Annotated in this window: 24 protein-coding genes; 14 read left to right on the top strand and 10 right to left on the bottom strand. The window is 71.9% G+C overall.

What is annotated here, in order from left to right; genetic code table 11:
* Nucleotides 1–143: 143 nt before the first annotated feature.
* Nucleotides 144–677, top strand: coding sequence for a DNA-3-methyladenine glycosylase I (locus AB0G16_RS12390; protein WP_362803163.1), 534 nt, complete (start codon nt 144–146; stop codon nt 675–677).
* A 56-nt stretch (nt 678–733) separates the two neighbouring features.
* On the opposite strand, the gene AB0G16_RS12385 is transcribed toward AB0G16_RS12390, so the two are convergent.
* Nucleotides 734–1,516, bottom strand: a complete 783-nt coding sequence (locus AB0G16_RS12385) for an enoyl-CoA hydratase-related protein (protein WP_362802938.1) — start codon at nt 1,514–1,516, stop codon at nt 734–736.
* A 310-nt stretch (nt 1,517–1,826) separates the two neighbouring features.
* On the bottom strand, nt 1,827–2,636 hold the full coding sequence (locus AB0G16_RS12380) for a PaaX family transcriptional regulator C-terminal domain-containing protein (RefSeq protein ID WP_362802935.1): 810 nt from the start codon (nt 2,634–2,636) through the stop codon (nt 1,827–1,829).
* A gap of 189 nt (nt 2,637–2,825) precedes the next feature.
* Here AB0G16_RS12380 and AB0G16_RS12375 point away from each other — a divergent pair, with 189 nt between their 5' ends.
* Together AB0G16_RS12375 and AB0G16_RS12370 are read left to right on the top strand one after the other, a co-directional pair.
* Complete coding sequence (locus AB0G16_RS12375) at nt 2,826–2,993, top strand: DUF3117 domain-containing protein (RefSeq protein ID WP_084195322.1); 168 nt, start codon at nt 2,826–2,828, stop codon at nt 2,991–2,993.
* Nucleotides 2,994–3,198: 205 nt separating this feature from the next.
* Nucleotides 3,199–4,728, top strand: coding sequence for a leucyl aminopeptidase (locus AB0G16_RS12370; RefSeq protein WP_362802932.1), 1,530 nt, complete (start codon nt 3,199–3,201; stop codon nt 4,726–4,728).
* Nucleotides 4,729–4,848: 120 nt separating this feature from the next.
* Here the strand turns inward: AB0G16_RS12370 and AB0G16_RS12365 are convergent, their stop codons facing one another.
* On the bottom strand, nt 4,849–5,499 hold the full coding sequence (locus AB0G16_RS12365; protein WP_362802929.1) for an O-methyltransferase: 651 nt from the start codon (nt 5,497–5,499) through the stop codon (nt 4,849–4,851).
* A 171-nt stretch (nt 5,500–5,670) separates the two neighbouring features.
* Between AB0G16_RS12365 and sigE the strand changes: the two genes are divergently transcribed.
* The 7 genes from sigE (at nt 5,671) to AB0G16_RS12330 (ending at nt 12,231) form a co-directional block, all read left to right on the top strand.
* Complete coding sequence (sigE, locus tag AB0G16_RS12360; RefSeq protein ID WP_344902381.1) at nt 5,671–6,303, top strand: RNA polymerase sigma factor SigE; 633 nt, start codon at nt 5,671–5,673, stop codon at nt 6,301–6,303.
* Nucleotides 6,304–6,355: 52 nt separating this feature from the next.
* The gene (locus AB0G16_RS12355; protein ID WP_362802925.1) at nt 6,356–6,889 is read left to right on the top strand and encodes an anti-sigma factor; all 534 of its coding nucleotides are present in this window, start codon (nt 6,356–6,358) and stop codon (nt 6,887–6,889) included.
* Nucleotides 6,886–7,938 carry a sigma-E factor regulatory protein RseB domain-containing protein gene (locus AB0G16_RS12350; protein WP_362802922.1) on the top strand — a complete coding sequence of 351 codons (1,053 nt, stop codon included), beginning with the start codon at nt 6,886–6,888 and terminating at the stop codon, nt 7,936–7,938. Before AB0G16_RS12355 ends, AB0G16_RS12350 begins: the two co-directional genes overlap by 4 nt.
* Before the next feature lie 95 nt (nt 7,939–8,033).
* On the top strand, nt 8,034–9,857 hold the full coding sequence (locus AB0G16_RS12345) for a trypsin-like peptidase domain-containing protein (RefSeq protein ID WP_362802919.1): 1,824 nt from the start codon (nt 8,034–8,036) through the stop codon (nt 9,855–9,857).
* A gap of 173 nt (nt 9,858–10,030) precedes the next feature.
* Nucleotides 10,031–10,384, top strand: a complete 354-nt coding sequence (locus AB0G16_RS12340; RefSeq protein WP_362802916.1) for a sec-independent translocase — start codon at nt 10,031–10,033, stop codon at nt 10,382–10,384.
* A 228-nt stretch (nt 10,385–10,612) separates the two neighbouring features.
* Nucleotides 10,613–11,470 carry an SAM-dependent methyltransferase gene (locus AB0G16_RS12335; protein WP_362802913.1) on the top strand — a complete coding sequence of 286 codons (858 nt, stop codon included), beginning with the start codon at nt 10,613–10,615 and terminating at the stop codon, nt 11,468–11,470.
* Between the two features lie 212 nt (nt 11,471–11,682).
* Nucleotides 11,683–12,231 (top strand): GNAT family protein, encoded by a 549-nt coding sequence (locus AB0G16_RS12330; protein ID WP_362802910.1) that lies wholly within the window; start codon nt 11,683–11,685, stop codon nt 12,229–12,231.
* Nucleotides 12,232–12,440: 209 nt separating this feature from the next.
* On the opposite strand, the gene AB0G16_RS12325 is transcribed toward AB0G16_RS12330, so the two are convergent.
* Nucleotides 12,441–13,583, bottom strand: coding sequence for a P-loop NTPase (locus AB0G16_RS12325; RefSeq protein ID WP_362802907.1), 1,143 nt, complete (start codon nt 13,581–13,583; stop codon nt 12,441–12,443).
* A 263-nt stretch (nt 13,584–13,846) separates the two neighbouring features.
* Here AB0G16_RS12325 and AB0G16_RS12320 point away from each other — a divergent pair, with 263 nt between their 5' ends.
* Both AB0G16_RS12320 and AB0G16_RS12315 read left to right on the top strand, forming a co-directional pair.
* Complete coding sequence (locus tag AB0G16_RS12320; RefSeq protein WP_362802904.1) at nt 13,847–14,440, top strand: MarR family transcriptional regulator; 594 nt, start codon at nt 13,847–13,849, stop codon at nt 14,438–14,440.
* 158 nt (nt 14,441–14,598) lie between these two features.
* On the top strand, nt 14,599–16,521 hold the full coding sequence (locus AB0G16_RS12315) for a Xaa-Pro dipeptidyl-peptidase (protein ID WP_362802901.1): 1,923 nt from the start codon (nt 14,599–14,601) through the stop codon (nt 16,519–16,521).
* A 172-nt stretch (nt 16,522–16,693) separates the two neighbouring features.
* On the opposite strand, the gene AB0G16_RS12310 is transcribed toward AB0G16_RS12315, so the two are convergent.
* Both AB0G16_RS12310 and AB0G16_RS12305 read right to left on the bottom strand, forming a co-directional pair.
* On the bottom strand, nt 16,694–17,185 hold the full coding sequence (locus AB0G16_RS12310; RefSeq protein ID WP_362802898.1) for a DUF1003 domain-containing protein: 492 nt from the start codon (nt 17,183–17,185) through the stop codon (nt 16,694–16,696).
* On the bottom strand, nt 17,178–18,422 hold the full coding sequence (locus tag AB0G16_RS12305; RefSeq protein WP_362802895.1) for a CBS domain-containing protein: 1,245 nt from the start codon (nt 18,420–18,422) through the stop codon (nt 17,178–17,180). The genes AB0G16_RS12310 and AB0G16_RS12305 overlap by 8 nt, the downstream gene beginning before the upstream one ends.
* 138 nt (nt 18,423–18,560) lie before the next feature.
* Between AB0G16_RS12305 and AB0G16_RS12300 the strand changes: the two genes are divergently transcribed.
* Nucleotides 18,561–19,559, top strand: coding sequence for a DMT family transporter (locus tag AB0G16_RS12300; protein ID WP_362802892.1), 999 nt, complete (start codon nt 18,561–18,563; stop codon nt 19,557–19,559).
* 72 nt (nt 19,560–19,631) lie between these two features.
* On the opposite strand, the gene AB0G16_RS12295 is transcribed toward AB0G16_RS12300, so the two are convergent.
* Together AB0G16_RS12295 and AB0G16_RS12290 are read right to left on the bottom strand one after the other, a co-directional pair.
* Nucleotides 19,632–19,997: a hypothetical protein gene (locus AB0G16_RS12295; protein WP_362802889.1), complete on the bottom strand. Its 366-nt coding sequence runs from the start codon at nt 19,995–19,997 to the stop codon at nt 19,632–19,634.
* 60 nt (nt 19,998–20,057) lie between these two features.
* The gene (locus AB0G16_RS12290) at nt 20,058–20,615 is read right to left on the bottom strand and encodes a biotin transporter BioY (protein WP_362802886.1); all 558 of its coding nucleotides are present in this window, start codon (nt 20,613–20,615) and stop codon (nt 20,058–20,060) included.
* 293 nt (nt 20,616–20,908) lie between these two features.
* Between AB0G16_RS12290 and AB0G16_RS12285 the strand changes: the two genes are divergently transcribed.
* Nucleotides 20,909–21,850 (top strand): CoA ester lyase, encoded by a 942-nt coding sequence (locus tag AB0G16_RS12285; protein ID WP_362802883.1) that lies wholly within the window; start codon nt 20,909–20,911, stop codon nt 21,848–21,850.
* On the opposite strand, the gene AB0G16_RS12280 is transcribed toward AB0G16_RS12285, so the two are convergent.
* Nucleotides 21,840–22,400 (bottom strand): DUF6529 family protein, encoded by a 561-nt coding sequence (locus AB0G16_RS12280; protein WP_362802880.1) that lies wholly within the window; start codon nt 22,398–22,400, stop codon nt 21,840–21,842. The genes AB0G16_RS12285 and AB0G16_RS12280 overlap by 11 nt on opposite strands.
* Nucleotides 22,400–23,062, bottom strand: a complete 663-nt coding sequence (locus AB0G16_RS12275; RefSeq protein WP_362802877.1) for a hypothetical protein — start codon at nt 23,060–23,062, stop codon at nt 22,400–22,402. The genes AB0G16_RS12280 and AB0G16_RS12275 overlap by 1 nt, the downstream gene beginning before the upstream one ends.
* Nucleotides 23,063–23,275 lie beyond the last annotated feature (213 nt).

Here is a 23,275-nt window from a genome sequence, read left to right as displayed (position 1 = left end):
CCTCCAGCCCCGTGCGCCCGGCGTCGTTCCCGGCGGCCGGAGCCCCCGGGTCCACCGGGGACACCCGGGACAGCGGGGACCCTGAGAAGACCGGAAACGCCTGGGACGCCCGGGACGTCGCGGGTCCCGCCGGGACGGAGCTCGTGCGCTGCGGCTGGGCGACCTCCGCCCTCGACTACATCGATTACCACGACCGGGAGTGGGGCCGCCCCGTCACCGGTGACGACCAGGTGTTCGAGCGGATCACGCTGGAGGCGTTCCAGTCCGGCCTGTCGTGGATCACGATCCTGCGCAAGCGGGAGAACTTCCGGGCGGCCTTCGCCGGGTTCTCCATCCCGGCCGTGGCCTCCTTCGGCGAGGAGGACGTCACCCGCCTGCTCGGGGACGCGGGCATCATCCGCAACCGGGCCAAGATCGAGGCGACGATCGCCAACGCGCGGGCCGCGCTCGGACTCGGCCTGTCCGACCTCGTCTGGAAGCACGCCGACCCGGCCTCGCCCGTCCCGGCGACCCTGGCGGACGTGCCCGCGCAGACCCCGGGCTCCAAGGCGCTGGCCAAGGAGCTCAAGTCGCACGGCTTCCGTTTCGTCGGCCCGACCACGGCCTACGCGCTGATGCAGGCCATCGGCCTGGTCGACGACCACGTCGCCGACTGCTGGACCCGCCGGGGCCGGTGACGGCCGGGTCCCCGGCCCCCTCGGCGGGCCTCTCCGCGTCCGTCGGGGCGGGTCTCTCAGCGTCCCTCGAAGACGGGCCGTTCCTTGGCGAGGAAGGCGCGGGTGGCGTTCAGGTGGTCGGCGGTTCCCGCACAGGCGTCCTGGAGATCGGCCTCCACCTCCAGGGCCTCGGCCAGGGAGCCGGTCGCGGCGGATCGCAGGGCGCGCTTGGTCGCCGCGTAGGCGCTCGTGGGACCCTGCGCGAGCCGCGCGGCCAGGGCGCGGGCCGCGCCCTCCAGTTCCTCGGCGGGGACGACCTGGGAGACCACGCCGAGTTCGAGCGCGCGGGCCGCGCCGAGAGGTTCGCCGAGCAGCAGCATCTCGGCGGCGCGGGCCGGGCCCACCAGGCGCTGGAGGGTCCAGGAGGCTCCCGAGTCGGGGGCGAGCCCGATACCGGAGAAGGCCATCGCGAACCTGGCCTTCTCCGAGGCGATCCGCAGGTCGCAGGCGAAGGCCAGGGAGGCGCCCGCGCCCGCGGCCACACCGTTCACCGCCGCCACCACGGGCTTGTCCATCTCGGTGATCGCGCGGACGATGGGGTTGTAGTGCGCGCGCACGGTGCCGTCCAGGCCACGGCCGGCCTCCAGGTTCGCGGCGTGCTCGCCCAGGTCCTGGCCGGCGCAGAACGCCCGCCCCGACCCGGTCAGCAGAACCGCCCGTACGGCGTCCGCCCGCGACGCCTCGGTCACCGCCTCCAGCAGGGCGTCCTTCGCGGAGGTCGTCAGCGAGTTCATCGCCTCCGGCCGGTTGATGACGATGACGGCGACGGCGTCGTCGACGGAGTAGAGAACGTCGCTCAACGTGTGCTCCTTCCGGATCGTTCGGCTCTGCCCGTACCGGGCCGTGGCCGCGGGGGTCTCCCACCGCGGGTCCGGCCGCGTGACCGGTTCCCGCGCGGCCTCCCGGGACACCTCCCGGAAGCCCCCTGTGGCCCGCTGAGCCTCTGTGACCTTTCGTTGTAGTTCCAGGGCTAAATATCCTGCTCTGTCCCTCTCCGTGCCCTTCAGGGGGCTCCCCGGGCACTCCGTGCCCTTCCGTGTCTCGCTCCCCGTGGGTCCGCGCGGATGCACGCGGATGCACGCGGTTCCCGCGCGGTCTCCGGGACGGTTCTCAGGGAGGTGCCTCCCGCGGGGTCTCCCAGGGTTCGCCCAGGTGGCGGTCGACGAAGGTCGCGGCGGCCGGGAGCAGCCTGCCGGCCTCGCGCTCGAAGAAGATCCGTGCCCTCTCCCCGGGCCAGCCCCGTGGCAGCAGCTCGGCGGGGAGCCCCGGGTCGCGGAAGAGGAAGTTGCGCCAGCCGTGCAGCAGCCTGCTCCGGACGGCGAACACCCGGTCGCAGCCCGCGTCCGCGGGCAGGGAACCCACCAGCTCCGTCGCCTGGGCCAGCCACTCCTCGTAGGCCGCCCCGATGCCGTCCAGGTCCCACGTCCTGGCGACCAGCGCGGCCGGATCGCCGTCGAGCACCGCCTCGAACCGGTCCGCGCGGACGTCCTGGCCGCTGAGGAGGGCGTCCAGCTCGGGGGAGGGGCGCGGCCCGATCCACGTGGTCTCGGACATGGGCGCGTACCCGATGAAGGAGAGCTCGGCCCGCAGGCGCTCCCGCCTGGACCGCTCGCGTACGGGGTCCACCACGAGGACGTGCCAGCGGCCGTTCCAGGTGATCGTCCCGACTCGGTAAATTCTCAGGGCCGCCTCGTCCAGGCGGCGCACGCATTTGGGCGTGACCTCGTACCCGGGCCCCCTGGGCAGGCGGGTCGGGGAGAGCCAGCCCTGCCGCACCATCCGCGAGACGGCGGTGCGCACGGCCGGGGCGGCGATGTCCAGGGGGGCGAGCAGCCGGACCAGGGCGGCGACGGAGGCACGACCGCCCCGGGACCGGAGGTGGTCCCCGTACAGATCGAAGAGAGCGGCGCGGGCGTTCACGAGGACAAGTTTGGTCGTCCGAGGGGTCTCGGACAACGGTCTTGATCGCCGGATGAGCCGACGCTGATACTGATCGTTCCCATTCTCCGTGCGGAGGCGGGATAATAGGACATCACAGAAGACGTGAATGCGTCGGCCACCCTCGGGTCAGTCGGAGATCCGGAGCCCGAAGCAGGAAGGGATACACGCATGGCGGCTATGAAGCCGAGGACCGGTGATGGTCCGCTGGAGGTCGTCAAGGAAGGCAGGGGCATCGTCATGCGGGTTCCTCTGGAAGGTGGCGGCCGCCTCGTCGTCGAGCTCTCGGCGGATGAGGCGAGTGCTCTCGGCGAGGAACTGAAGAAGATCGTCGGTTGATCCCGATCTGACGAAAACGGTGGAGCCGGGTCTGTTCGAGCTTGCTCGGGGAGCATGACACCTGCGATGGCCCGCGCGACCGACGATGAACACGGCCCTGGCCGTCGGACCGCCTCACGGCGGCTCGCGCCAGGGCCGAGGTGTTCTCCCCGATGTTCTCCCCGGCGCTCTCCCTCCCGCCGGGCCCGATGACTGGAGTCACCCCATGCCCATCTCCCCCCACCTGCTCCTGCCCAGCGCGCCGTACGCGCACGGGCTCCGGGTCGCCCCCTCCTCGCAGGCCCCCGCGGGGACGGATCCCGGGGAGGGCGCCGCGGACGCGCCCGCCGGCGACGCCGAACTGCTGGCCGTCCCCTTCGACGGCGACCTGGCCCCCGGGATCGACCTGCCGCTGCCCGCCGCGGCGCTGCTCGGCCACCACAAGGCCAAGGGCGAGGCCGGGGAGATCGTCGAGGTCCCCGTCGCCTCCGGCGACGCCGTGGGCCGGGTGCTCCTGTACGGGGTCGGCGACGGGTCGGCGGAGGCCCTGCGCAAGGCGGGAGCGGCCGTGGCGCGCCGCGGCAAGGGCAGGGACGCCCTCAGGATCGTTCTCCCGGCGGGGCCGGTGGCCGCCTTCGCGCAGGGCGCGCTGCTGGCCACGTACACCTTCAGGATCAGCCGGGAGAATCCGGCCGGGGTGACGCTGGAGTTCGTCGGGGACGGCGTCGAGGACGAGATCGCCTCCGCGCGGGTGGTCGCCGAGGCCGTGGCGCTGGCCAGGGACCTCGCCAACACCCCGGCGTCGGTGAAGTCCCCGGCCTGGCTGGCCGAACGCGCGCGCGAGCACGTCGCCGGGCGGGACGTCACCGTGCGGGTGTGGGACGAGCGGGAACTGGCCGACGACGGGTTCGGCGGGATCCTCGCCGTCGGGCAGGGGGCGCAGAGCCCGCCCCGGCTGATCCGGCTGGACTACGCGCCCGAGGGCGCGAGCGGCCACGTGGTCCTGGTCGGCAAGGGCATCACGTACGACACCGGGGGCATCTCCCTCAAGCCGACCTCCAACATGGTGTTCATGAAGACCGACATGGCGGGCGGGGCCGTGGTGATCGCGGTCCTGGGCGCGCTGGCCGCGCTCGGCGTGCGGGTCCGGGTCACCGGCCTGGTCGCCACCGCCGAGAACGCCTTCTCCGGCTCGGCCCAGCGCCCCTCCGACGTGATCACCCAGTACGGCGGCCGGACCGTGGAGGTGCTGAACACCGACGCCGAGGGCCGCCTGGTGCTGGCCGACGCGCTGGCCTACGCCGACGCCGAGCTGGACCCGGACGTCATGGTCGACGTGGCGACGCTGACCGGGGCGATCGGCGTCGCGCTGGGCAAGGGCCTGGGCGCGGTCTTCGCCTCCGACGACGCCCTGGCCGAGGCGCTGACCGCGGCGGGGGAGACCGGCGGGGAGCCGCTCTGGCGGATGCCGCTGATCGACGACTACGTCCCGGCCCTGGAGTCGTCCGTGGCCGACCTGGCCAACATCGAGGCCGGGTCCACCTACGGCGCGGGTTCGGTGACCGCGGCCCTGTTCCTGCGTGAGTTCACCGGCGGCCGGCCCTGGGCGCACCTGGACATCGCGGGCGTCGGACGCAGCGGCGCCGACGAGGGCCTGCTGAGCAAGGGCGCCACCGGGTACGGCGTGCGCCTGCTGCTGGAGTGGCTGGCGGGATCGCCGGGGCCGGCGGGCCCGCCGGGGACGCCGGAGCGGTGAGGGGCCGCGCCGGGACCGGCGGGAGGGCCGAGACCGCCGGCGCCGAGGGGTCGCGCGGTGCCGGCCGGTGCCTGTCCGCGTCGGTGGGCGTCGGCCGGCGTCGGTGGGCGTCTGCCGGTGTCAGTCGGCGAGCTTGACGGCCGCCAGGACGCCGTCGCCGAGCGGCACCATCAGCGGGCGGAGCCGCTCGTCCGAGCGGACCAGCTTGCCCAGCTCCCGGATGGCGACGGTGTCGGGGTCGCGCTGCACCGGGTCGGCGACCCGGTTGCCCCACAGGGCGTTGCCGAAGACCACGACGCCGCCGACCCTCAGCAGCCGGATCGACTCGGCCAGGTAGTCGGCGTACTCGTGCACGGCGCCGTCGCAGAAGACCAGGTCGTAGCCGCCGTCGGACAGGCGGGGGAGCACGTCGAGGGCGCGGCCGGTGATCAGGCGGATCCGGCCGCCGGAGAAGCCCGCCTGGGCGAAGCTCTGCCTGGCCAGGCGCTGGTGCTCGGGCTCGACGTCCACGCTGGTGAGCGTGCCGTCCGCGCGCATGCCGCGCAGCAGCCACAGGCCGGAGACGCCGCAGCCGGTGCCGATCTCCACGACGGAGCGGGCGTTGACCGCGGTGGCGAGGAAGCAGAGGGCGGCGCCGCAGCCGGGCGGGACCGGGGGGGCTCCCACCTCGGCCCCGCGCAGGCGGGCGGCGCGGAGGATGTCGTCCTCCCGGTGGAACTCGTCGGCATAGGCCAGAGTGGCCTCCAACGGACTGGGCGGCGTCTCTGCCATCGGCCTCTCCTCCCGCTTTCTCCGTACACCGTCATATAGACGCTCGGTCGCAGCCTAAGGGAGGCAGGCCCGATCGGGAACTCATGTGACCCCCGGTGCGTTGCACGGTTTAAGCGGCCTTTGCCGGTCCGGAGGACAGTCGGTGCGCACGAAGGGACGAAACCAGGCACTATGGCGATAGCGGTGGTCCCGGAGAGAGGAGTGCTGGTGGACGAGCCCGACCACCAGTCAGGAGCTCCCGTGTCTGATTGGACGCCTCCCACCTGGGAGGAAGTGGTCCGGACGCACTCGGCGCGCGTCTACCGGCTGGCCTACCGGCTGACCGGCAACGTGCACGACGCCGAGGACCTCACACAGGAGGTCTTCGTCCGGGTCTTCCGGTCGTTGTCGAACTACACGCCGGGCACGTTCGAGGGCTGGCTGCACCGCATCACCACGAACCTGTTCCTGGACATGGCGCGGCGCAAGCAGCGCATCAGGTTCGAGGGGTTCGCCGACGACGCCGCCGAGCGGCTGCGCGGACGCGAGCCCTCCCCGGCGCAGGTCTACGACGACGCCCACATGGAGCCCGACATCCAGGCGGCGCTCGACGCGCTCGCCCCCGAGTTCCGCGCGGCCGTCGTGCTGTGCGACATCGAGGGCCTGTCGTACGAGGAGATCGCGGCGACGCTGGGCGTGAAGCTCGGCACCGTCCGCAGCCGGATCCACCGTGGCCGGGCGCAGCTGCGCGACGCGCTGGAGCACCGCGCGCCGCGGAACGACCAACTCCCCCCGAGCGTTACCCACGGGGAGGAGTTCGCATGAGAAACCACAGTCATGACGAATGTCACGACGAGCCTCTTGGCAAGGAGTGCGCATGAGTCATCTCGGAGAGCGTGTTTCGGCACTGGTCGACGGTGAGCTGAACCACCACGAGCGCGACCGCGCCCTGGCGCACCTGACCTCCTGCGCCCCCTGCCGGGCCGAGGTCGACGCCGTACGGGCGCTGAAGAGCCGGCTGCGGTCCCTGGACGGGCCCGCGATGCCGACCGACCTGACGATGTCCCTGCTGCGGATGTCCGAGCCGGGCGGGCCGCTGCCCCCGCGTGAGCGCCCCTTTCCGGCTCCGCGCACCTTCGCCGGGGCGCCCATCCCGAGCATGCACAGCGTCGCTCCCCCCGACAACCGGCCCCGCGGCCGGGCCGGGGGCCGCCCCCGGCGCGCGCGGCGTGCCGGGTACGTCGCGGTGGGCGTCGCCTCGGCGGCCGTGGCGATCGGGACCCTGTTCGTGGTAGGCGGGACCGACCCGAACCCGCGCGTGGTGCCGCCGGTCGACATGTTCGCCAACCAGCACAGGAACACCGCGCCCTATGGCGGGTCGGCGACGCCGACCTTCTCGCCCACTCCGTGATCCGGCTGCCCGTCTCCCTGTTCCTGGCGGTCGTGATGCTGCTGGGACTGGTGACGGGTGGTCCGGCGCACGCCGCCCGCTCCTCGCAGGCCGTCCCGCCGGACGACGTGGAGAGCGAGGACACCGGCCTCGACCTCCTGCGTGAGGCCGCGATCGCCGGCCGGTCCCGGGGATACTCCGGCACCCGCTACGTGACCGTCTGGGGCACGTCGGGCTCCACCTCGGCGGTCCAGGAGGTGCGCAACGCCCCCGGCGTGGGGCTGACGGTGCGCGCGGAGCCCTCGGGCCACACGCAGAACGCCGACCCCGGCACCCTCGCGGGCGGCCTGTCCAGCCCGTCCGGGACGATGCTGGAGGTGCTGGCCCGCAACTACCGGGTGGTGGAGGCGGGTGAGGGCCGCGCCTGCGGGCGGGCCGCCCGCCTGGTGAACGTCCTGCGCGCCGACGGCACCCTCGCGGCCCGCTACTGGATCGACCGGGCCGCCGGGCCGGTGCTGCGCCGGGAGCTGCTGGACACGCGCGGCCGGATCGTGCACACCGCCGCCTTCGTCGACCTGACCGTCCAGCCCCCCGCCCCGGCGCGGGGCACGGCACCCGCGGCGGCCACGGCGGGAATGGCCACGGGCGGCCTCGACCTGGGGCAGATCCCCCGCCTGCGGGCCGACGGCTGGCGCTTCCCCCTCGCCCTGCCGGGCGGTCTCGAGCTGTTCTCCGCGCACCGCGCCCCCGCCGGCCACGTCTACCTCGGGTACTCGGACGGCCTGTCGGTCGTGTCGGTTTTCATCCAGCATGGGGCGCTTGATGAGGAACGTCTGCGCGATTGGCATGCCGAACGGCGTAACGGGCATACGATCTGGATTCGAGACCCGGTGGGGCAGGAGACGATCTGGGCGAGTGGGGGTCATGTCTACACCGTCTTTGCGGACGCGCCGGCCGACATGGCCGACGCCGCCGTCGCGGCGTTGCCGCACGAGCCCGTCCCCGATCTCTGGGCGAGGCTCGGCCGCGGCGCGAGCCGCGTGCTCTCCTGGGTCAATCCCTTCGAATGACCTGTGTTTTACACATCTCGTATGCCGCTCGGGGGAAGATTGCCGGGTTGACTCGGTGAGCGGCCGCCTGCGAGGCAAGGAGTGGTGAGTATTCGATGACCGACGAGTCCCGTACCCACGAGGCGCAGGATGCTGAGGGGCGTACGCCGTCGGAACTCGCCGACGGCGGACACGACGCCGAGCAGACCCGCCGCGCCGGCCGCTCCGGCCCCCCGGACCCCTCGGGCGCCGAGTTCTCCCGTCCGGAGTTCCTGCCCGCGGGGGACACTCCTCCCCCCGGGGCGGAGTACTCCCGCGACGATCGGAATCGGGCCGACGACCCGACGAGCCACGGCCGATGGGACCGCGAACGGTACGAACCACCCGGGCAGTCCGGGCAGTTCGGACAGTTGGGGCAGCCCGAGCTGATCCGCCACGACGCCGCCGGGACGCCGGGTGAGGGCGCGCCGCCCCCCGCGCCGGGAGGCTGGGGAACGGACCGGGGGACGGGAAACGGTCCCTCGTCCGGCCCGGGTCACGACCACGGTCAGCAGGGGTATCAGAGTCATCAGGGCCCCGGCCCGGGGGCGGGTCACGCCGCCCACGGCTCGGCTCCGGGCGGGGAGGGCTGGGGCGACCCCTCCGGCAGGACACGGCAGGACACGGCGGTCCTCGGCCAGCCGTTCGGGCCGCCGCCGCCACCGTCGCAGGCCTCGGGCATGGGGCCCGGCTGGGCGCCGCCGCCCGGAGGTCACGGCGTGCCGGGAGGCCACGGCCTGTCCGGCGGTTTCGGCGGCCCGGCGCCCGCGGCGGCCCGGCGCCCGCCGCGCACCACCACGCTGGTGATCCTCGGTGTGATGGTCGCGCTGCTGGCCTCGCTGCTGGGCAGCGTCGGCACCTACCTCCTCACGCGGCCGACGGACACGGGCCGCGACCCCTCCTTCAGCCTGGACAAGGCGCCGTCCGGCTCCAACGTCCGCCCTCCCGACTCGGTCGCGGGCGTGGCCTCGAAGGTCCTGCCCAGCGTGGTCTCGCTGGCCGTCGAGGGCGGGGCGAGCTCCAGCACCGGCTCGGGCTTCCTGATCAAGGGCGGGTACGTGGTGACCAACAACCACGTCGTCGCCGCCGCGGCGCCGAACGGCCAGATCCAGATCCAGTTCAACAACCGCAAGGCCACCTCCGCGGTCATCGTCGGCCGTGACCCCGAGTCCGACCTGGCCGTGGTCAAGCCGACCGAGACCTTCGGCGCGCCGGAGATCACCCTGGGCAACTCCGACAACGTGGTCGTGGGCGACCCGGTCATCGCCATCGGCTCCCCGCTGGGCCTGACCGGCACGGTCACCTCCGGCATCGTCAGCTCGCTCAACCGCCCCGTCCAGGCGGGCGAGGAGAACAGCTCCGACACCACCTGGCTGAGCGCCGTCCAGACCGACGCGGCCATCAACCCCGGTAACTCCGGTGGGCCGCTGGTCAACACCAACGGCGAGGTCATCGGCGTCAACTCGGCGATCGCCACGCTGGGCAGGTCGGTCGGCGGCCAGAGCGGCAGCATCGGCCTGGGGTTCGCCATCCCGGTGAACCACGCCCGCCGGGTCGCCCAGGAGCTGATCACCACGGGCAAGGCCAGGAAGTCGCGGATCGGCGTCGCCATCGACCCGAGCTACCAGGGCGTCGGGGTGCGGATCGCCACCGAGGTCACGCGGGGCACCCAGCCGATCGAGCCGAACGGCCCGGCCGCCCAGGCCGGCCTCAAGCCCGGTGACGTCATCCTGGAGGTCGAGGGTGTCGTGCTGCAGGACGGCAACGAGCTGATCGCGATGATCCGTAACAGGGCGCCCGGCGAGAAGCTCACCGTCAAGTACCAGCGGGGCGGTCAGGAGAGGAGCGCGACCGTGACCGTCGGGGCGGCACCGGACGAGCCGTCGCCCGAGCCCTCGTAGCCCTTCCAGGGCTCTCGTGGGCCCGCGTGGGCCCCTCGTGGGCCCGCGTGAGCCCTCGTCAGGCCCGGCGGTCACGGGTCGCGACGCGTGTCCGTGACCGGGGTACTAGTGTGGGACCTCTCCGGCGTGTCGCCGGAGAGGTGCCCATGGCATCGTCCCGGTAGGAGATCACAGTGTTCGGACTCGGCTGGCCTGAGATCGTGGCGCTGATGGTCATCGCGCTTCTCGTCTTCGGGCCGGAGAAACTCCCCCAGGCCGCCTCGCAGGCGGCCAAGACGCTGCGCAACATCCGGCGGATGGCGAACAACGCCAGGGACGACCTGAGGAGCGGCCTGGGGCCGGAGTTCGCCGACTTCGACCCGGCCGACCTCAATCCCAAGAACTTCGTCCGCAAGCACCTGACCGCGGACCTGGAGGACGACTGGAAGAGCACGACGGCGACGGCCACGGCCGAACCCGCCGTGTCCTACCAGGCGAGCGAACTGGGCTACGGCGAGATCCCCCCGTACGACCCCGAGGCGACCTGAGACGTGTCGTCGAAGCGCCATGGCCTCGACCGCGCCGAGACCGGCGTTACGGCTTGAGAACCACCTGATCGAGCGATTTACGGTTTTCCTGAAACGACAAGCACATCCTGATTCCGGTGCTTATGTATGAGCTTGTCGCTACACACCTGCTTCTAGTGGGATTTCTGGCTATTATCTGCCCAGTTCCCCGTGATCAAGCGGGGCCTCGATCGGAACGAAGGTGGCGAGGTGTCCGAGCGCGGCGAGGATCGGAACGAGGCGACGCTGAGCAGGGGGCGGCTTCCCGCGGAGATCGACACGACGAAGCCCAGCATCGCGAGGGTCTACGACTGGTTCCTGGGCGGGAAGGACAATTTCGCCGTCGACCGGCAGGTCGCCGAGGCCGCCCTGAAGGTCGCCCCGGGAGCCCAGGAGGCCGGGCAGCAGAACCGGGCCTTCCTGCAGCGGATCGTGCACCACATGGCGGCCGAGGCGGGGATCAGGCAGTTCATCGACATCGGGTCGGGCCTGCCCACCCAGGGCAACGTGCACCAGGTGGCTCAAAAGGTCGATCCGGCGGCCCGGGTGGTCTACGTGGACAACGACCCCATGGTGCTGGTCCACGGGCGGGCGCTGCTCGCCACCGACGGCAGCACGAAGGTCATCCAGGCGGACGCGCGCGACCCCCGGTCGATCCTGGAGAACGCCCAGATCAAGGATTTCATCGACTTCGACGAGCCGGTGGGGCTGCTGATGCTGAGCATCCTGCACCATCTGCACGACCAGGACGACCCCGCGGGAGTGGCGGCCACGCTGCGCGCCCCGCTGGTGTCCGGCAGCTTCGTGGCGATCTCGCACTTCTGCAATCCCGGTTCGGCGCACCCGGCGGCGTCCCAGCAGGCCACGACGGCGGAGAAGCTCTTCAACGAGAACCTCGGCACCGGCCGCTGGCGCACCACGGACGAGATCACGGGGTACTTCGGCGACTTCGAGCTGCTCGAACCGGGCCTCGTCCCGCTCCCCGAGTGGCGCGCCGAGCCGAGCCTCTCCGTCAAGAACACCCTTCTGTATCACACCTACTACGGCGGCCTGGCCCGTAAGCCCTAGGCGAGGTTCCACGGGTGGTCCGGCCGCTCGTCGCCGCGGGCGACGTGCACGGGCCACCCCGTGGCGGACGTGGGCCGTCGTACCCGGTCGCGGCGGGCCCGGTCCCTCTTCCGCGGGGTCGTGCGCCTGACATGACCGTGACCCACGCCGGGCCCGTCCCGGACGGACCACTCGGGCGACCCGCCGCTCGCGGCAACCCCTAACGTTGGCCCATGTCCGAAATGTCATCGCGGGTCGAACTGTGCCCGCTCACCCTCTCCGACCAGGACGAGTTCTGCTCGCTCGTACGGGCGAGCACCGAGCTGCACCTGCCGTGGATGCAACTGCCCGCGACCGCGGAGGAGTTCCAGGCCTGGATGCGCCGCTTCGACGACGGCACCAACCTGGGCTTCACGGTCCGTGTCCGGGAGACCGGCACGGCCGCCGGCATGGTCAACATCAATTCGATCATCCGGGGTCGCTACCAGGGCGCGTCCCTCGGCTACGCGGCCTTCGCCTCGTCCGCGGGGCGGGGGTACATGACCGACGGGCTCACCCTCACCCTGCGTCACGCCTTCACCGACCTGCGGCTCCACCGGCTGGAGGCCAACATCCAGCCCGCGAACAGGGCGTCCCTGGCCCTGGCCCGGCGCCTGGGCTTCCGGTACGAGGGGCTGTCGCCCGCCTACCTCTACATCGACGGGGCCTGGCGCGACCACGAACGCTGGGCCGTCACCGCCCCCGACCCCTGGAGACCCGATCCGTCCCTTCCAGGGGTGTGATCCGTGCGGCACCGCCACCGGGACACGTCCCCGTGCCCCGGGACCGGCGTTCCCGCCGTGATACCCGCGGCCGGGGCACGCGGCCGGGGTCACGGGCCCGCGGCGCGTCCCGGCCACGAGTCCCGTGTGCCGGGCGGCGGCCGGGTCGCCGGACCCCGGGCGCGGACCAGGGTTCCCGGGCGTGGACGGTCTCGTGGCCGGCCGGACGGTCAGCCGCGACGGGTGGGCGAGATGCCGAGCTGCATGCCCTTGAGGCTGCCCGACTTCTTGCCGAGGGCGGCGGCGATGCGGCCGAGCTCGGCCGCGGCCGGCGCGTCCGGGTCGGTCAGCACCAGCGGCTTGCCCTCGTCGCCGCCCTCGCGCAGGCGCATGTCGATCGGCACCTGGCCGAGCAGCGGCACGCGGGCGCCCAGGGTGCGGGTGAGCGCGTCGGCCACGGTCTGGCCGCCGCCCTCGCCGAAGACCGAGATCCGCTCGTCGCAGTGCGGACACGGCAGCCACGACATGTTCTCGATGACGCCGGCGATCTGCTGGTGGGTCTGGACGGCGATGGACCCGGCCCGTTCGGCGACCTCGGCGGCGGCCTGCTGCGGGGTGGTCACCACCAGGAGCTCCGCGGACGGCATCCGCTGCGCGACGGAGATCGCGATGTCGCCGGTGCCGGGGGGCAGGTCCATCAGCAGCACGTCGAGGTCGCCCCAGTAGACGTCCGCCAGGAACTGGTGCAGGGCGCGGTCGAGCATGGGGCCACGCCACACGACCGGCGTGTTGCCCTCGGGCTTGAACATGCCGACCGAGATGACCTTGATGTCATGCGCCACCGGCGGCATGATCATGTCCTCGACCTTGGTCGGCCGTTCGGAGACCCCGAGCATGCGGGGGATGCTGTGGCCGTAGATGTCGGCGTCGACCACGCCGACCTTGAGACCGCTCGCGGCCATCGCCGCGGCCAGGTTGACGGTGACCGAGGACTTTCCGACGCCGCCCTTGCCCGAGGCGACCGCGAAGACGCGGGTCAGCGAGCCGGCCTGGGCGAAGGGGATCTCCTTCTCGGGTCCCTTGCCGCCGCGCAGCTTGGTCTGCAGCGTCTTGCGCTGCTCGGGGCTCATCACGTCCATCTCGACCGAGACGCCGGTCACTCCGTCGACCTTGGAGACGGCGCCGGTGACGTCCCGGGTGATGGTGTCCTTCATGGGACAGCCCGACACGGTGAGGAAGATCGCGACGCGTACCGCCCCCTCGGGGGAGATGTCGACGCTCTTGACCATGTCGAGTTCGGTGATCGGCCGACGGATCTCAGGATCGTTGACGGTCGCGAGAGCGGCCATCACCAGTTCCGGGGTAGGTGCCATCGAAGTGTCGGCAATACACCGCCACCTTGAGGCGACGGGGATGCCGTCCCTCCTTGTCTGTTATCGAGAGGCGTGCGGCGGGCGGGACCCGCCCGCCGCGATGCCGTTATGGCGTGCGAGAGGCCGATCCATGGGAAAAGGCCGGCGTTGTGGGTCCATGGTAAGAACCCGGGAACGCCGGAGGTAATTCCGGTTCCGGTGATGGTCCCCAGATCCGGACAATTCACTGTGTAGATGCGCGTGCAACGTTCTAAGGTTACTCCGTGACCCTGACGGCGGGCGAGTCCACGCAGAGTGTCGGCCCACACGAGCCGGCGGTCTGGCGCATGCTCCAGCGGGCCCAGGTCCGCATCACCCGGAGCCTGGAGGCCGACCTGCTCGTCGAGCACGATCTGGCCCTGGCCTCCTACGACGTGCTGTCACACCTCGCCGAGGCGCCCGAGCGGCGGCTGAGGATGAACGATCTCGCCGAACGGGTGCTGCTCTCACGCAGCGGGCTGACCCGGCTGATCGACCGCCTCCAGCGTGACGGCCTGGTCGAGCGGGAGGCCTGCACCAGCGACGCGCGGGGGTTGTTCGCGGTCCTCACCGACGCGGGCGCGGCCCGGCTGGCCGAGGCGGGGTCCACCTACCTGCGCGGGGTCCGCGCCCAGTTCCTGGACCTGCTCGACGCCGACGAGCTGCGCCAGTGCGCGGCCATGCTGACCAAGCTCCTCTCCGCCTCCGCCGTGGACGCCGTCCCCGCCGTCGACCCCGCCCCGGCCGTCGCCCCTGCCCGCGCCTCCGTCCTCGGCTCTGCCCTAGCTTCCGGCTCCGGCGTCGCCGCCACCTCCGGCGCCGCTTCCGTTTCCGGCTGAACGACGACATCTCGGGCTCTGACGTCCGGCGGCCAGGGAAGTGAGCGCCGTGTCACATGCGAGACCCAGGCTGATGTCAAAGGTATAAAGAGATCTTCCGTATATATGGACATTCATGGAGATTGCGGGGTGTTTCCCCAATTTCCTGGAGGCTCCGCTTGCGGAAGTCACGAGCAGCCCTCATCGCCCTCGCCGTACTGGCGGCGGGCGTCACCCCCCCGGCCCACGCGGCCGCACGGCCCTCGATCACCGTCGAGCAGGGGAGGACCCAGCCGGTCTTCTCCTACGCCGACGCCGTCCGCGAGCACGTCTACGTCGAGTCGAGCCTCGACAGCGACTCCGACGGCAAGCTCGACCGGGTCCGTGTCGACATCATCAGGCCCCGGGAGTCCGGCCCCGGCCTCCGCGTTCCGGTGATCATCGACGAGAGCCCGTACTACGACAACTCGGGCCGCGGCAACGAGGCCGAGCGGAAGGTCTACGACGACGCGGGGAACGTGACGAAGTTCCCCCTGTACTACGACAACTACTTCGTGCCGCGCGGCTACGCCGTCCTGCACGTCGACATGATCGGCACCACCCGGTCCGACGGCTGCCCCGACGTCGGGGGACGGGCCGACGTGATGGGCGGCAAGGCCGTCATCGACTGGCTGAACGGCCGCGCCACGGCCTACCGCGCCGACGGTACGGCCGCGGTGGCGGACTGGACCACCGGCAAGGCCGGGATGATCGGCAAGTCCTACGACGGCACGCTGGCCAACGCGGTGGCCGCGACCGGCGTGAAGGGCCTGGAGACGATCGTGCCGATCTCGGCGATCAGCTCCTGGTACAGGTACCAGCGCTCCAACGGGGTGGTCTACAACTACGACTACATGTCGTGGCTGGGGAACTACGTGGACACCGACCCCCCGGCCAAGTGCGCCGCCACGTGGTCACGGCTGGACGCCGAGGACGGCGACGACACCGGGAACTACAACCCCTTCTGGGCCGAGCGCGACTACATCGCCGGTTCGATGGCCGACGTCTCCAAGGTGCGCGCCAGCGTCTTCGTGGTGCACACGGTCAACGACCTCAACGTCATGCCCGACAACTTCTCGGCCTGGTGGAAGGCGCTGGCCCAGAGGAACGTCCCCCGCAAGATCTGGGTCGGGCAGTACCAGCACGTGGACCCCTTCGACTTCGAGGGACGCCGTGACATCTGGGTCGACACGCTGCACCGCTGGTTCGACCGCTGGCTGCTCGGCGTGGAGAACGGCATCATGCGGGAGCCCCGCGCCGACGTGCAGACCAGCCTCGACCGCTGGATCACCCAGCGCGACTGGCCCGCGCCGCTCTCCCTGAAGATCCCCTTCCGCCCCGCGGCGGACGGCTCGTTCGGCCTGGTCCCGGCCAGGAAGGGCCAGAAGGCCACGTTCACCGACCTGCGCCAGTCCGAGGACGAGATGGTGGCCGACGTCGGCACGGTCAAGCCGGGCAGGGTGGCCTTCACCACCGGCGCGCTCCCGCTGGACCTGCGCATGTCCGGCACCCCGGTGGTGGACCTGCGCGTCGCACTGGACGCGCCCACCGCGAACCTCACCGCGCTGCTCGTCGACTTCGGCGAGGACAGCCGCATCGACTGGAGGCGCGGCCAGGGCATCAGCACGGTCGCCGAGGAGAGCTGCCACGGTGAGAGCACGGCCTCCGACGACGCCTGCTACCGCAAGGTCGTCACCAACCGGGCCACCCGGCCGCTGGAGATCGTCGCCCGCGGCTGGATCGACGCGCAGAACCGCGGCTCGCTCAGCGCCCCCTCCCCGATGACCCCCGGCACGTACGCCAGGATCGCCTGGGAGACCCTGCCGCAGGACTACGTCTTCAAGAAGGGCCACCGGCTCGCCCTGGTGATCGCCGGAACCGACGCCACCTACAGCGACGAGACCGCCACCGGCGCGAACGTCACGGTCGACCTGGCCGCCAGCAAGGTGCTGGTCCCGCTGACGCTCAGCACCCTGAGCGCCCGCGACGTGCCCCAGGACGCCGCCCGCTGGCGCGGCCCGGCACTGGTCGACCTGCCGGAGCCGGAGAACCTCTTCTACTGACCGGCACTCGTTCCGCCGGCCGGCGCCCGCCCGGGGTCCGCACCGGACCCCGGGCGGGCGCGACCCGGGGCGGAGGACGGATCGGCAGGACGGGTCGAGAGGACACCCGGGGGACCTGGACCCCGGGCGGACGTACGCGAGCCGGGTCCCCCTCCCGGGGTTCGGCTCGGTTCTAGCTCTCCACGGGCGTCCGAGGCTCCTGGAGGTCCTCCTGAAGGTCCTCCTGGAGGCGTTGAAGCTCCGAGCGGATGTAGTCGCGGGTGGCTACCTCGCCGAGCGCCATCCGCAGGGCGGCGATCTCGCGGGTGAGGTACTCCAGGTCGGCCTGGTTGCGCTCCGCGGCCCTGCGGTCGTGCTCGTTCTGGACCCGGTCCCGGTCGTCCTGCCGGTTCTGGGCCAGCAGGATCAGCGGCGCCGCGTACGAGGCCTGCAGCGACAGGATCAGCGTCAGGAAGATGAACGGGTAGGGGTCGAACCGCACGGAGCCCGGGGCGAAGACATTCCACAGCACCCACATGGCGACGAACCCCGTCATGTAGACCAGGAACCTGGCGGTGCCCAGGAAGCGGGCGATCTGCTCCGACAGCCGCCCGAACGCCTCGGGGTCGTAGTGCGGGCGCAGCCGCAGGCCGGGCTGCCTGGGCTGGTCGAGGCGGTCAGGCATTCTCGTCCCTCTCCGGGCGGTCGTCCCGCTCGCGCCAGTCGGCCGGCAGCAGGTGGTCGAGCACGTCGTCCACGGTGACGGCGCCGACCAGGCGGCCGGCCTCGTTCACCACGGGAACCGCCACCAGGTTGTAGGTGGCGAGGTAGAAGGTGACCTGGTTCAGGGTGAAGGAGGGCCTGATCGGGTCCAGGGAGGTGTCCAGGATGCTGCCGAGCAGCGTGGACGGGGGCTCGCGCAACAGCCGCTGGAAGTGCGCCAGGCCGAGGAAGCGGCCGGTGGGCGTCTCGACGGGCGGCCGGGCCACGTAGATCTGCGCGGCCACCGCCGGGGTGAGGTCGGACTGGCGGATGTGGGCCAGCGCCTCGGCGACCGTGGCGTTCGGCGGCAGCACCACCGGCTCGCTCGTCATGATCCCGCCCGCGGTGTTCTCCGGGTAGACCAGCAGCCGCCTGACCGGCGCGGCCTCCTCCGGCTCCATCAGCGCCATCAGCGCCTCGGCCTGCTCGGCCGGGAGGTCCTGCAGCAGGTCGGCCGCGTCGTCGGGCGCCATCTCCTCCAGCACGTCCGCGGCCCGCTCCGGGGCGAGCCTGCTCAGGATGCCGATCTGGTCCCGTTCGGGGAGCTCCTCCAGCACGTCGGCGAGGCGTACGTCGTCCAGGGCCGCGGCCACCTCGGCGCGGCGCTTGTCGGGCAGCTCGTGCAGGGCCCCGGCCAGGTCGGCGGCGCGCATGGACTCGAAGGCGACCAGCAGGTTGGCCGCGCCCTGGTCCTGCTGCACCGCGCCGAAGCCGCGGACCTCGGCCCAGTCGACGATCCTGGTCTCGCCGCGACGGCGCAGCCCCATGCCGGGCGGGCTGCCCAGCACCGCCACCTTGGTGATCAGCCACTCGGCGCGCCGGGTCTCCTCCATGGCCAGGTCCAGCACCGTCGCCCGGCTGCCGTCCACCTCCACCCTCAGGTCGAGCAGCTCGGCGATGGCCAGGGTCTCGGTCGCCCGCTGCTCGAACCTGCGCATGTTGAGCCGGCCGCTGAAGACGACCGCCCCGGCCTTGGCCGAGCGCACCCGGGTGATCGGCAGGAAGACCCGCCGCCGGGGCTGTACCTCGACGACCAGGCCGTGCACGTGCGGCGGCGTGCTGCCGGCGATGGCCACCACCACGTCACGCACCCGGCCGATCTGGTCCCCGGCGGGGTCGAAGACCGGGGTGCCGGCGAGCCGCGCGATGAAGATCCTCACATCAGAAGCGTAGGCGGCCTCCGGTACGGGCCCGCCGTCGGCACGCTCCGGGCGCGTCCCGTGAGACAGGCTTGCCGCTCCGCCGCCCGTCGTGACAGCATCAAACCCGCATAACGGTAATTACGGAAATGGTGTCTGATGAGACGTGCCGGACTGTTGATCGCGCTCACCTCCTCGCTCTGCTTCGCCTTCTCCGGCCCCATGGCCAAGTACGTCGGCGCGGCCGGGCTGGCCCCGCTGGAGGCGGTCTGGGTCCGGATGGCGGGCGCGGGGCTGCTGCTCGGGGGCATCCTCGCGGTCGCCCGCCCCTCGGCACTGCGCGTCCCGCGCTCGCGGCTGCCGTTCTTCGCGGCGTACGCGGTGATCGCGGTCGCCGGCGTGCAGGCCCTGTTCTTCGCGGCGATCACCCGCCTCCCGGTCGGCGTCACGCTGCTCATCGAGTTCACCTCGCCGGTGCTGGTGGTGCTCTGGGTACGGTTCGTCCGGCGGGGACGCCCGCCGCGCACGGCCTACGTCGGCGCGATCGTCGCCGTGCTCGGACTCGGCGTGGTGGTGGAGATCTGGTCCGGCCTCGCCCTCGACCCGCTCGGCCTGCTGCTCGCCTTCGCCGCGGCGGCCTGCTGCACCGGGTACTTCCTGCTCAGCGAGAACTCCGGCGCCGACATCGACCCGCTCGGCCTGGTCACCTGGGGCCTGCTGGGCGCCGCCGTGGCACTCGCCCCGATCTCCCGGCCCTGGGACATCCCCTGGGCGGCGCTCGGCACCGAGGCCACCCCGGCACCCGGTCACACGCTGCCGGCGGCCGTGGCGCTGGCCTGCCTGATCGTGGTCGCCACGGTGATCGCCTACATCCTCGGCGTCCTCGCGGTACGCCGCCTGTCGGCCGCGGTCGGCTCCACGGTCGCCTCGCTGGAGGTCATCGCCGGGGCGGTGGCCGCCTGGGTCCTCCTCGGCGAGGCGCTCGGCCCGTTCCAGGTCGCGGGCGGTGCGATCGTCCTGATCGGCGCCTACCTCGCCCAGCGGGCCACGATGGCCCCCGTGCCGGCGCCGGACGCGGCGGTCGTGCCCGGGGACCCTTCGGCGCCTGACACGCTCGACACGCTCGAAGCGGAGCCGCAGCCGTCCCGCACGCCGTGATCGTCACACACGCCGTTCCACCCCGCATGCGGGGGTCGACCCCATGCCGTAGGCGTCCCCGGCGGGCGCGGGTCACACGGCCGGTTCGCGCGGGACCAGGCGGATGACCCGGGAAGCGGCGGCCCAGCGCTCCGCCAGCCGGGCGGCGTCGGGAGCGTTGAGCCGCTCCTTGGCCAGCGCCGCCACCGCGTCGGGCGCCTCGGCCTGGTCCACCACCTCCACGGAGGCGTCGAAGGCCACCAGGTGCCCGCCGTTGTCCTTGCTGCGCAGCGTCACCCGGACCTCACCGGCCTCGGCCAGCCCCGGCAGCGACTGCTCGCCCCCACCGGTGACCAGGTAGATCGCGTCGTCGTGCCAGGTGTGCCAGGCCAGCCGGGGCCGGTCCAGCGACAGCCACAGAACGCTCGACTTCTTCGCGCCCTCCTCGATCACACCCATGAGACGAATGTACGGCCTGTGCCGTCCGAGACGAGGGCACAGGCCGTACGCGCCGTGGGGTCAGCGCCGGGAGAGCCTCCAGGCCGCGGGGAGCAGCCCGGCCGCGACGACGATCTTGAGGGCGTCGCCGAGCAGGAAGGGCAGCACACCCTTGACGAGACCGGTGACGAGGTCCATCTGGGTGACCGCGATCAGCACCGGAAGGCCGAAGGCGTAGATGACGAGGTTTCCCAGGACCATCGTGCCGACGGTACGCGCCACGGTGCGGTCCCCGCCGCGCTCGGCGAGCCTGCCGACCAGGGCCGCGGCGGCGATGAAGCCGATCACGTACCCGAAGGACGCCCCGCCGAAGCCCGAGGCGCCTTCGGCGAACCACGGCACGCCCGCGACGCCGGCCAGCAGGTAGAGCATCATGCTCAGCGCGGCGCGGTTCATGCCCAGGGCGGCGCCGACGAGGACGACCGCGAAGGTCTGGCCACTGACCGGAACGGGCGAACCGGGCAGCGGGAAGCTCAGCTGCGCTGCCAGACCCGTCAGCGCCGCACCACCCGCAACCAGCGCGACGTCACGGACGCGGGAACCCGGGATCAGATCGGACAGGACGGCGGGCCTGGCCATTGAAGAAGCGTTTGCCATCGTACGTGTCTCCCTTAGCCGATTCTTGATGCCATTCTCAGGCATCCCCGGTAAGGGTCCTACGAGATCCCCGCCAACAACAGACCGGGGTCTTTGTACGGAGGCCATAGTTCCGGCACCTGCTCTCCCGGGCGCCGATCGCCCTGTGGGACAGGACTCGGGAGCACCCCTTCGGAATCCCCGTGAGGCCGCGCCGGAGACTGGACCGAGGAGCGAAGGAGCCGGGCCTGAGCGGCCGAACCGCGACGCGAAGCGTCGCGGTAGATACTGTGCTCATGCGTTCCCGACGTTCGTGTCTCGCGGTCCCCGGCAGTAACCCCCGTTTCCTGGAGAAGGCCCAGGGCCTTCCCTCCGACCAGGTCTTCCTCGACCTGGAGGACTCGGTCGCGCCGTCGGCCAAGGAGGGGGCGCGCAAGAACATCGTGGCGGCCCTGCGCGAGGGCGACTGGTCGGGCAGGACGAGGGTGGTCCGGGTCAACGATCTGGGCACCCGGTGGACCTATCGCGACGTCATCGAGGTCGTGGAGGGCGCGGGGGAGTTCCTCGACTGCCTGATGCTGCCCAAGGTGGAGGACGCCGCCCAGGTGATGTGGCTGGACACGCTGCTCACCCAGATCGAGAAGGCCAACGGGCTCCCGGTCGGCCGGATCGGCATCGAGGCCCAGATCGAGAACGCCAGGGGCCTGGTCAACGTGGACGCCATCGGCGGCGCCTCCCCGCGCCTGGAGACGCTGGTCTTCGGCCCCGCCGACTTCATGGCCTCGATCAACATGCGGACCCTGGTGGTCGGGGAGCAGCCGCCCGGCTACACCGAGGGGGACGCCTACCACTACGTCCTGATGCGCATCCTGATGGCCGCCCGCATGCACGACCTTCAGGCGATCGACGGCCCCTATCTGGCGATCAAGAATCTGGACGGGTTCCGCAGGGTGGCCGGCCGGGCCGCCGCCCTCGGCTTCGACGGCAAGTGGGTGCTGCACCCCTCCCAGATCGAGGCCGCGAACGAGGTGTTCTCGCCGTCGCAGCAGGACTACGACCACGCCGAGCTGATCCTCGACGCGTACGAGTACCACACGACGGTCGAGATGCGCGGCGCGGTCATGCTCGGCGACGAGATGATCGACGAGGCGTCCCGGAAGATGGCGCTGGTGGTGGCGGCGAAGGGCCGGGCCGCCGGTCTGGAGCGGACGACCGCCTTCACGCCGCCTACAGCTTGATCCCGATGGTGGTGAAGAACCAGAACGAGGAGGTCAGCCAGAGTCCGGTCAGGGCGACGAAGGTCAGCCCGCCCAGTACCGGGAGGGTCCAGCCGGGCAGCCCCCGCTTGGGCAGGGAGAGCATCTTCGCGGTGAAGACGCCGTAGAAGAAGCAGCCGAGCAGCGAGTGGATCATCACGCGCGGCACGTCGAACTGGCTGCCCAGCGCGTACAGGCAGTGGACCGCGACCGGGATCGTCAGCACGAACGCCAGCCGCCCCGACCAGCGGTGCAGCGTCCCGATCCACGGCACGTCCAGCTTGATCCGGCCCCACATCACCAGGGCGGAGAAGAGCTGGACCAGCGCCAGCAGGAACGCGCCGGTGGTGAGCCAGGACTTCATGACCAGTGCCCCGGAGAAGCCCGCCACGCCGATCGCGTACCCGGCCGGCGCGTGGAGGCGTCCGTAGACGCCGAGGCCGACCGCGACCAGCCCGCCCACGACGAGCGGCGCGAGGAGCGGGGTGAGGTTCTGGCGCTGCGGGACCGGTGTGATCTGTGTGTCACTCATCAGAAGCCCTCGATGAACTCGTCGACGTCCTGGGGGTCGACCTCGACGCCGTCGACGACGGCGTTCTGGCCCGGCTCGGGGATCGCCACGTCGGCGACCTCGTCGTTCACCACGGTCAGGCCGACCCTGGTGCCGTCGTCCAGGTAGATCCACCCGGCGCGGACGTTGGCGCCGCGGACGACCGCGCTGGCCCGGTAGAGGCCGGAGGGCTTCTTCACGACCGGGGCGTCGAAGGTCCACTTCCTGCCGCCGAACGCCAGCGTCCCGGCGGCCTTGCCACCACCGAGCCTCGCGGTGATCGAGGCGTTGTTCCGGCCGGACAGCGTGACCTTGCCGTCGGCGGCCTTGCCCTTGAGCCAGGCCTCGATCCTGCCGTCGCAGAAGTACGCGACGGCCTTGCCGTTCCGGACGGATACGGCGATCAGCCCGCCGTTGCCGGTGACCCGTCCGGCGTAGTCGGCCTTGGCGGGGGTGGGCTTGGCGGTCCTGACGGCCGCGGGCGTGGGAGTGGCCTGCGAGGTGGCCTCGGCCACCGTGGCGGCCGTGTCGTCCTGCGCGTTGACGTTCTGCGTGGTGGGTGAGGTGGTGGCGCTGACCGTGCCGAGGACGACGGCCATCACCGCTCCGGCGGCCAATGTGTATACGGGCCCCAGCCGTTTCATGTCTGCTCCCTGGGGTGGTGGGTTCCTGCGTCAGGTCTACAGGCCGCCGTTCCGGGAGTCTGTGAACTAATGCGCACAGGACGCCATGAAGTGGGGCGCGTTCCGCGGAAGACGGCGGAAGGGGACCGGCGGGGTATCAGGAGGGACCCGGCGAGAACCGGCGAGAACCGGCGAGAACCGGCGAGAACCGGCGAGAACCGGCGAGGGCCGGCG

Source organism: Streptosporangium sp. NPDC023615 (genome assembly GCF_040640155.1).
Classification (GTDB): Bacteria; Actinomycetota; Actinomycetes; order Streptosporangiales; family Streptosporangiaceae; genus Streptosporangium.
The sequence above is the reverse complement of the archived record's forward strand: the minus strand, read 5'-3'. Positions and strand labels throughout refer to the sequence as shown.

What these genes read in the sequence shown, in the direction of transcription:
- sigE (WP_344902381.1), top strand. Translation starts at nt 5,671, where the DNA reads ATGGCGATAGCGGTGGTCCCGGAGAGAGGAGTGCTGGTGGACGAGCCC.
- AB0G16_RS12285 (WP_362802883.1), top strand. Translation starts at nt 20,909, where the DNA reads ATGCGTTCCCGACGTTCGTGTCTCGCGGTCCCCGGCAGTAACCCCCGT.
- AB0G16_RS12345 (WP_362802919.1), top strand. Translation starts at nt 8,034, where the DNA reads ATGACCGACGAGTCCCGTACCCACGAGGCGCAGGATGCTGAGGGGCGT.
- AB0G16_RS12290 (WP_362802886.1), bottom strand. Translation starts at nt 20,615, where the DNA reads ATGGCCAGGCCCGCCGTCCTGTCCGATCTGATCCCGGGTTCCCGCGTC.
- AB0G16_RS12375 (WP_084195322.1), top strand. Translation starts at nt 2,826, where the DNA reads ATGGCGGCTATGAAGCCGAGGACCGGTGATGGTCCGCTGGAGGTCGTC.
- AB0G16_RS12300 (WP_362802892.1), top strand. Translation starts at nt 18,561, where the DNA reads ATGAGACGTGCCGGACTGTTGATCGCGCTCACCTCCTCGCTCTGCTTC.
- AB0G16_RS12370 (WP_362802932.1), top strand. Translation starts at nt 3,199, where the DNA reads ATGCCCATCTCCCCCCACCTGCTCCTGCCCAGCGCGCCGTACGCGCAC.
- AB0G16_RS12365 (WP_362802929.1), bottom strand. Translation starts at nt 5,499, where the DNA reads ATGGCAGAGACGCCGCCCAGTCCGTTGGAGGCCACTCTGGCCTATGCC.
- AB0G16_RS12310 (WP_362802898.1), bottom strand. Translation starts at nt 17,185, where the DNA reads ATGCCTGACCGCCTCGACCAGCCCAGGCAGCCCGGCCTGCGGCTGCGC.
- AB0G16_RS12295 (WP_362802889.1), bottom strand. Translation starts at nt 19,997, where the DNA reads ATGGGTGTGATCGAGGAGGGCGCGAAGAAGTCGAGCGTTCTGTGGCTG.
- AB0G16_RS12330 (WP_362802910.1), top strand. Translation starts at nt 11,683, where the DNA reads ATGTCCGAAATGTCATCGCGGGTCGAACTGTGCCCGCTCACCCTCTCC.
- AB0G16_RS12280 (WP_362802880.1), bottom strand. Translation starts at nt 22,400, where the DNA reads ATGAGTGACACACAGATCACACCGGTCCCGCAGCGCCAGAACCTCACC.
- AB0G16_RS12325 (WP_362802907.1), bottom strand. Translation starts at nt 13,583, where the DNA reads ATGGCACCTACCCCGGAACTGGTGATGGCCGCTCTCGCGACCGTCAAC.
- AB0G16_RS12275 (WP_362802877.1), bottom strand. Translation starts at nt 23,062, where the DNA reads ATGAAACGGCTGGGGCCCGTATACACATTGGCCGCCGGAGCGGTGATG.
- AB0G16_RS12355 (WP_362802925.1), top strand. Translation starts at nt 6,356, where the DNA reads ATGAGTCATCTCGGAGAGCGTGTTTCGGCACTGGTCGACGGTGAGCTG.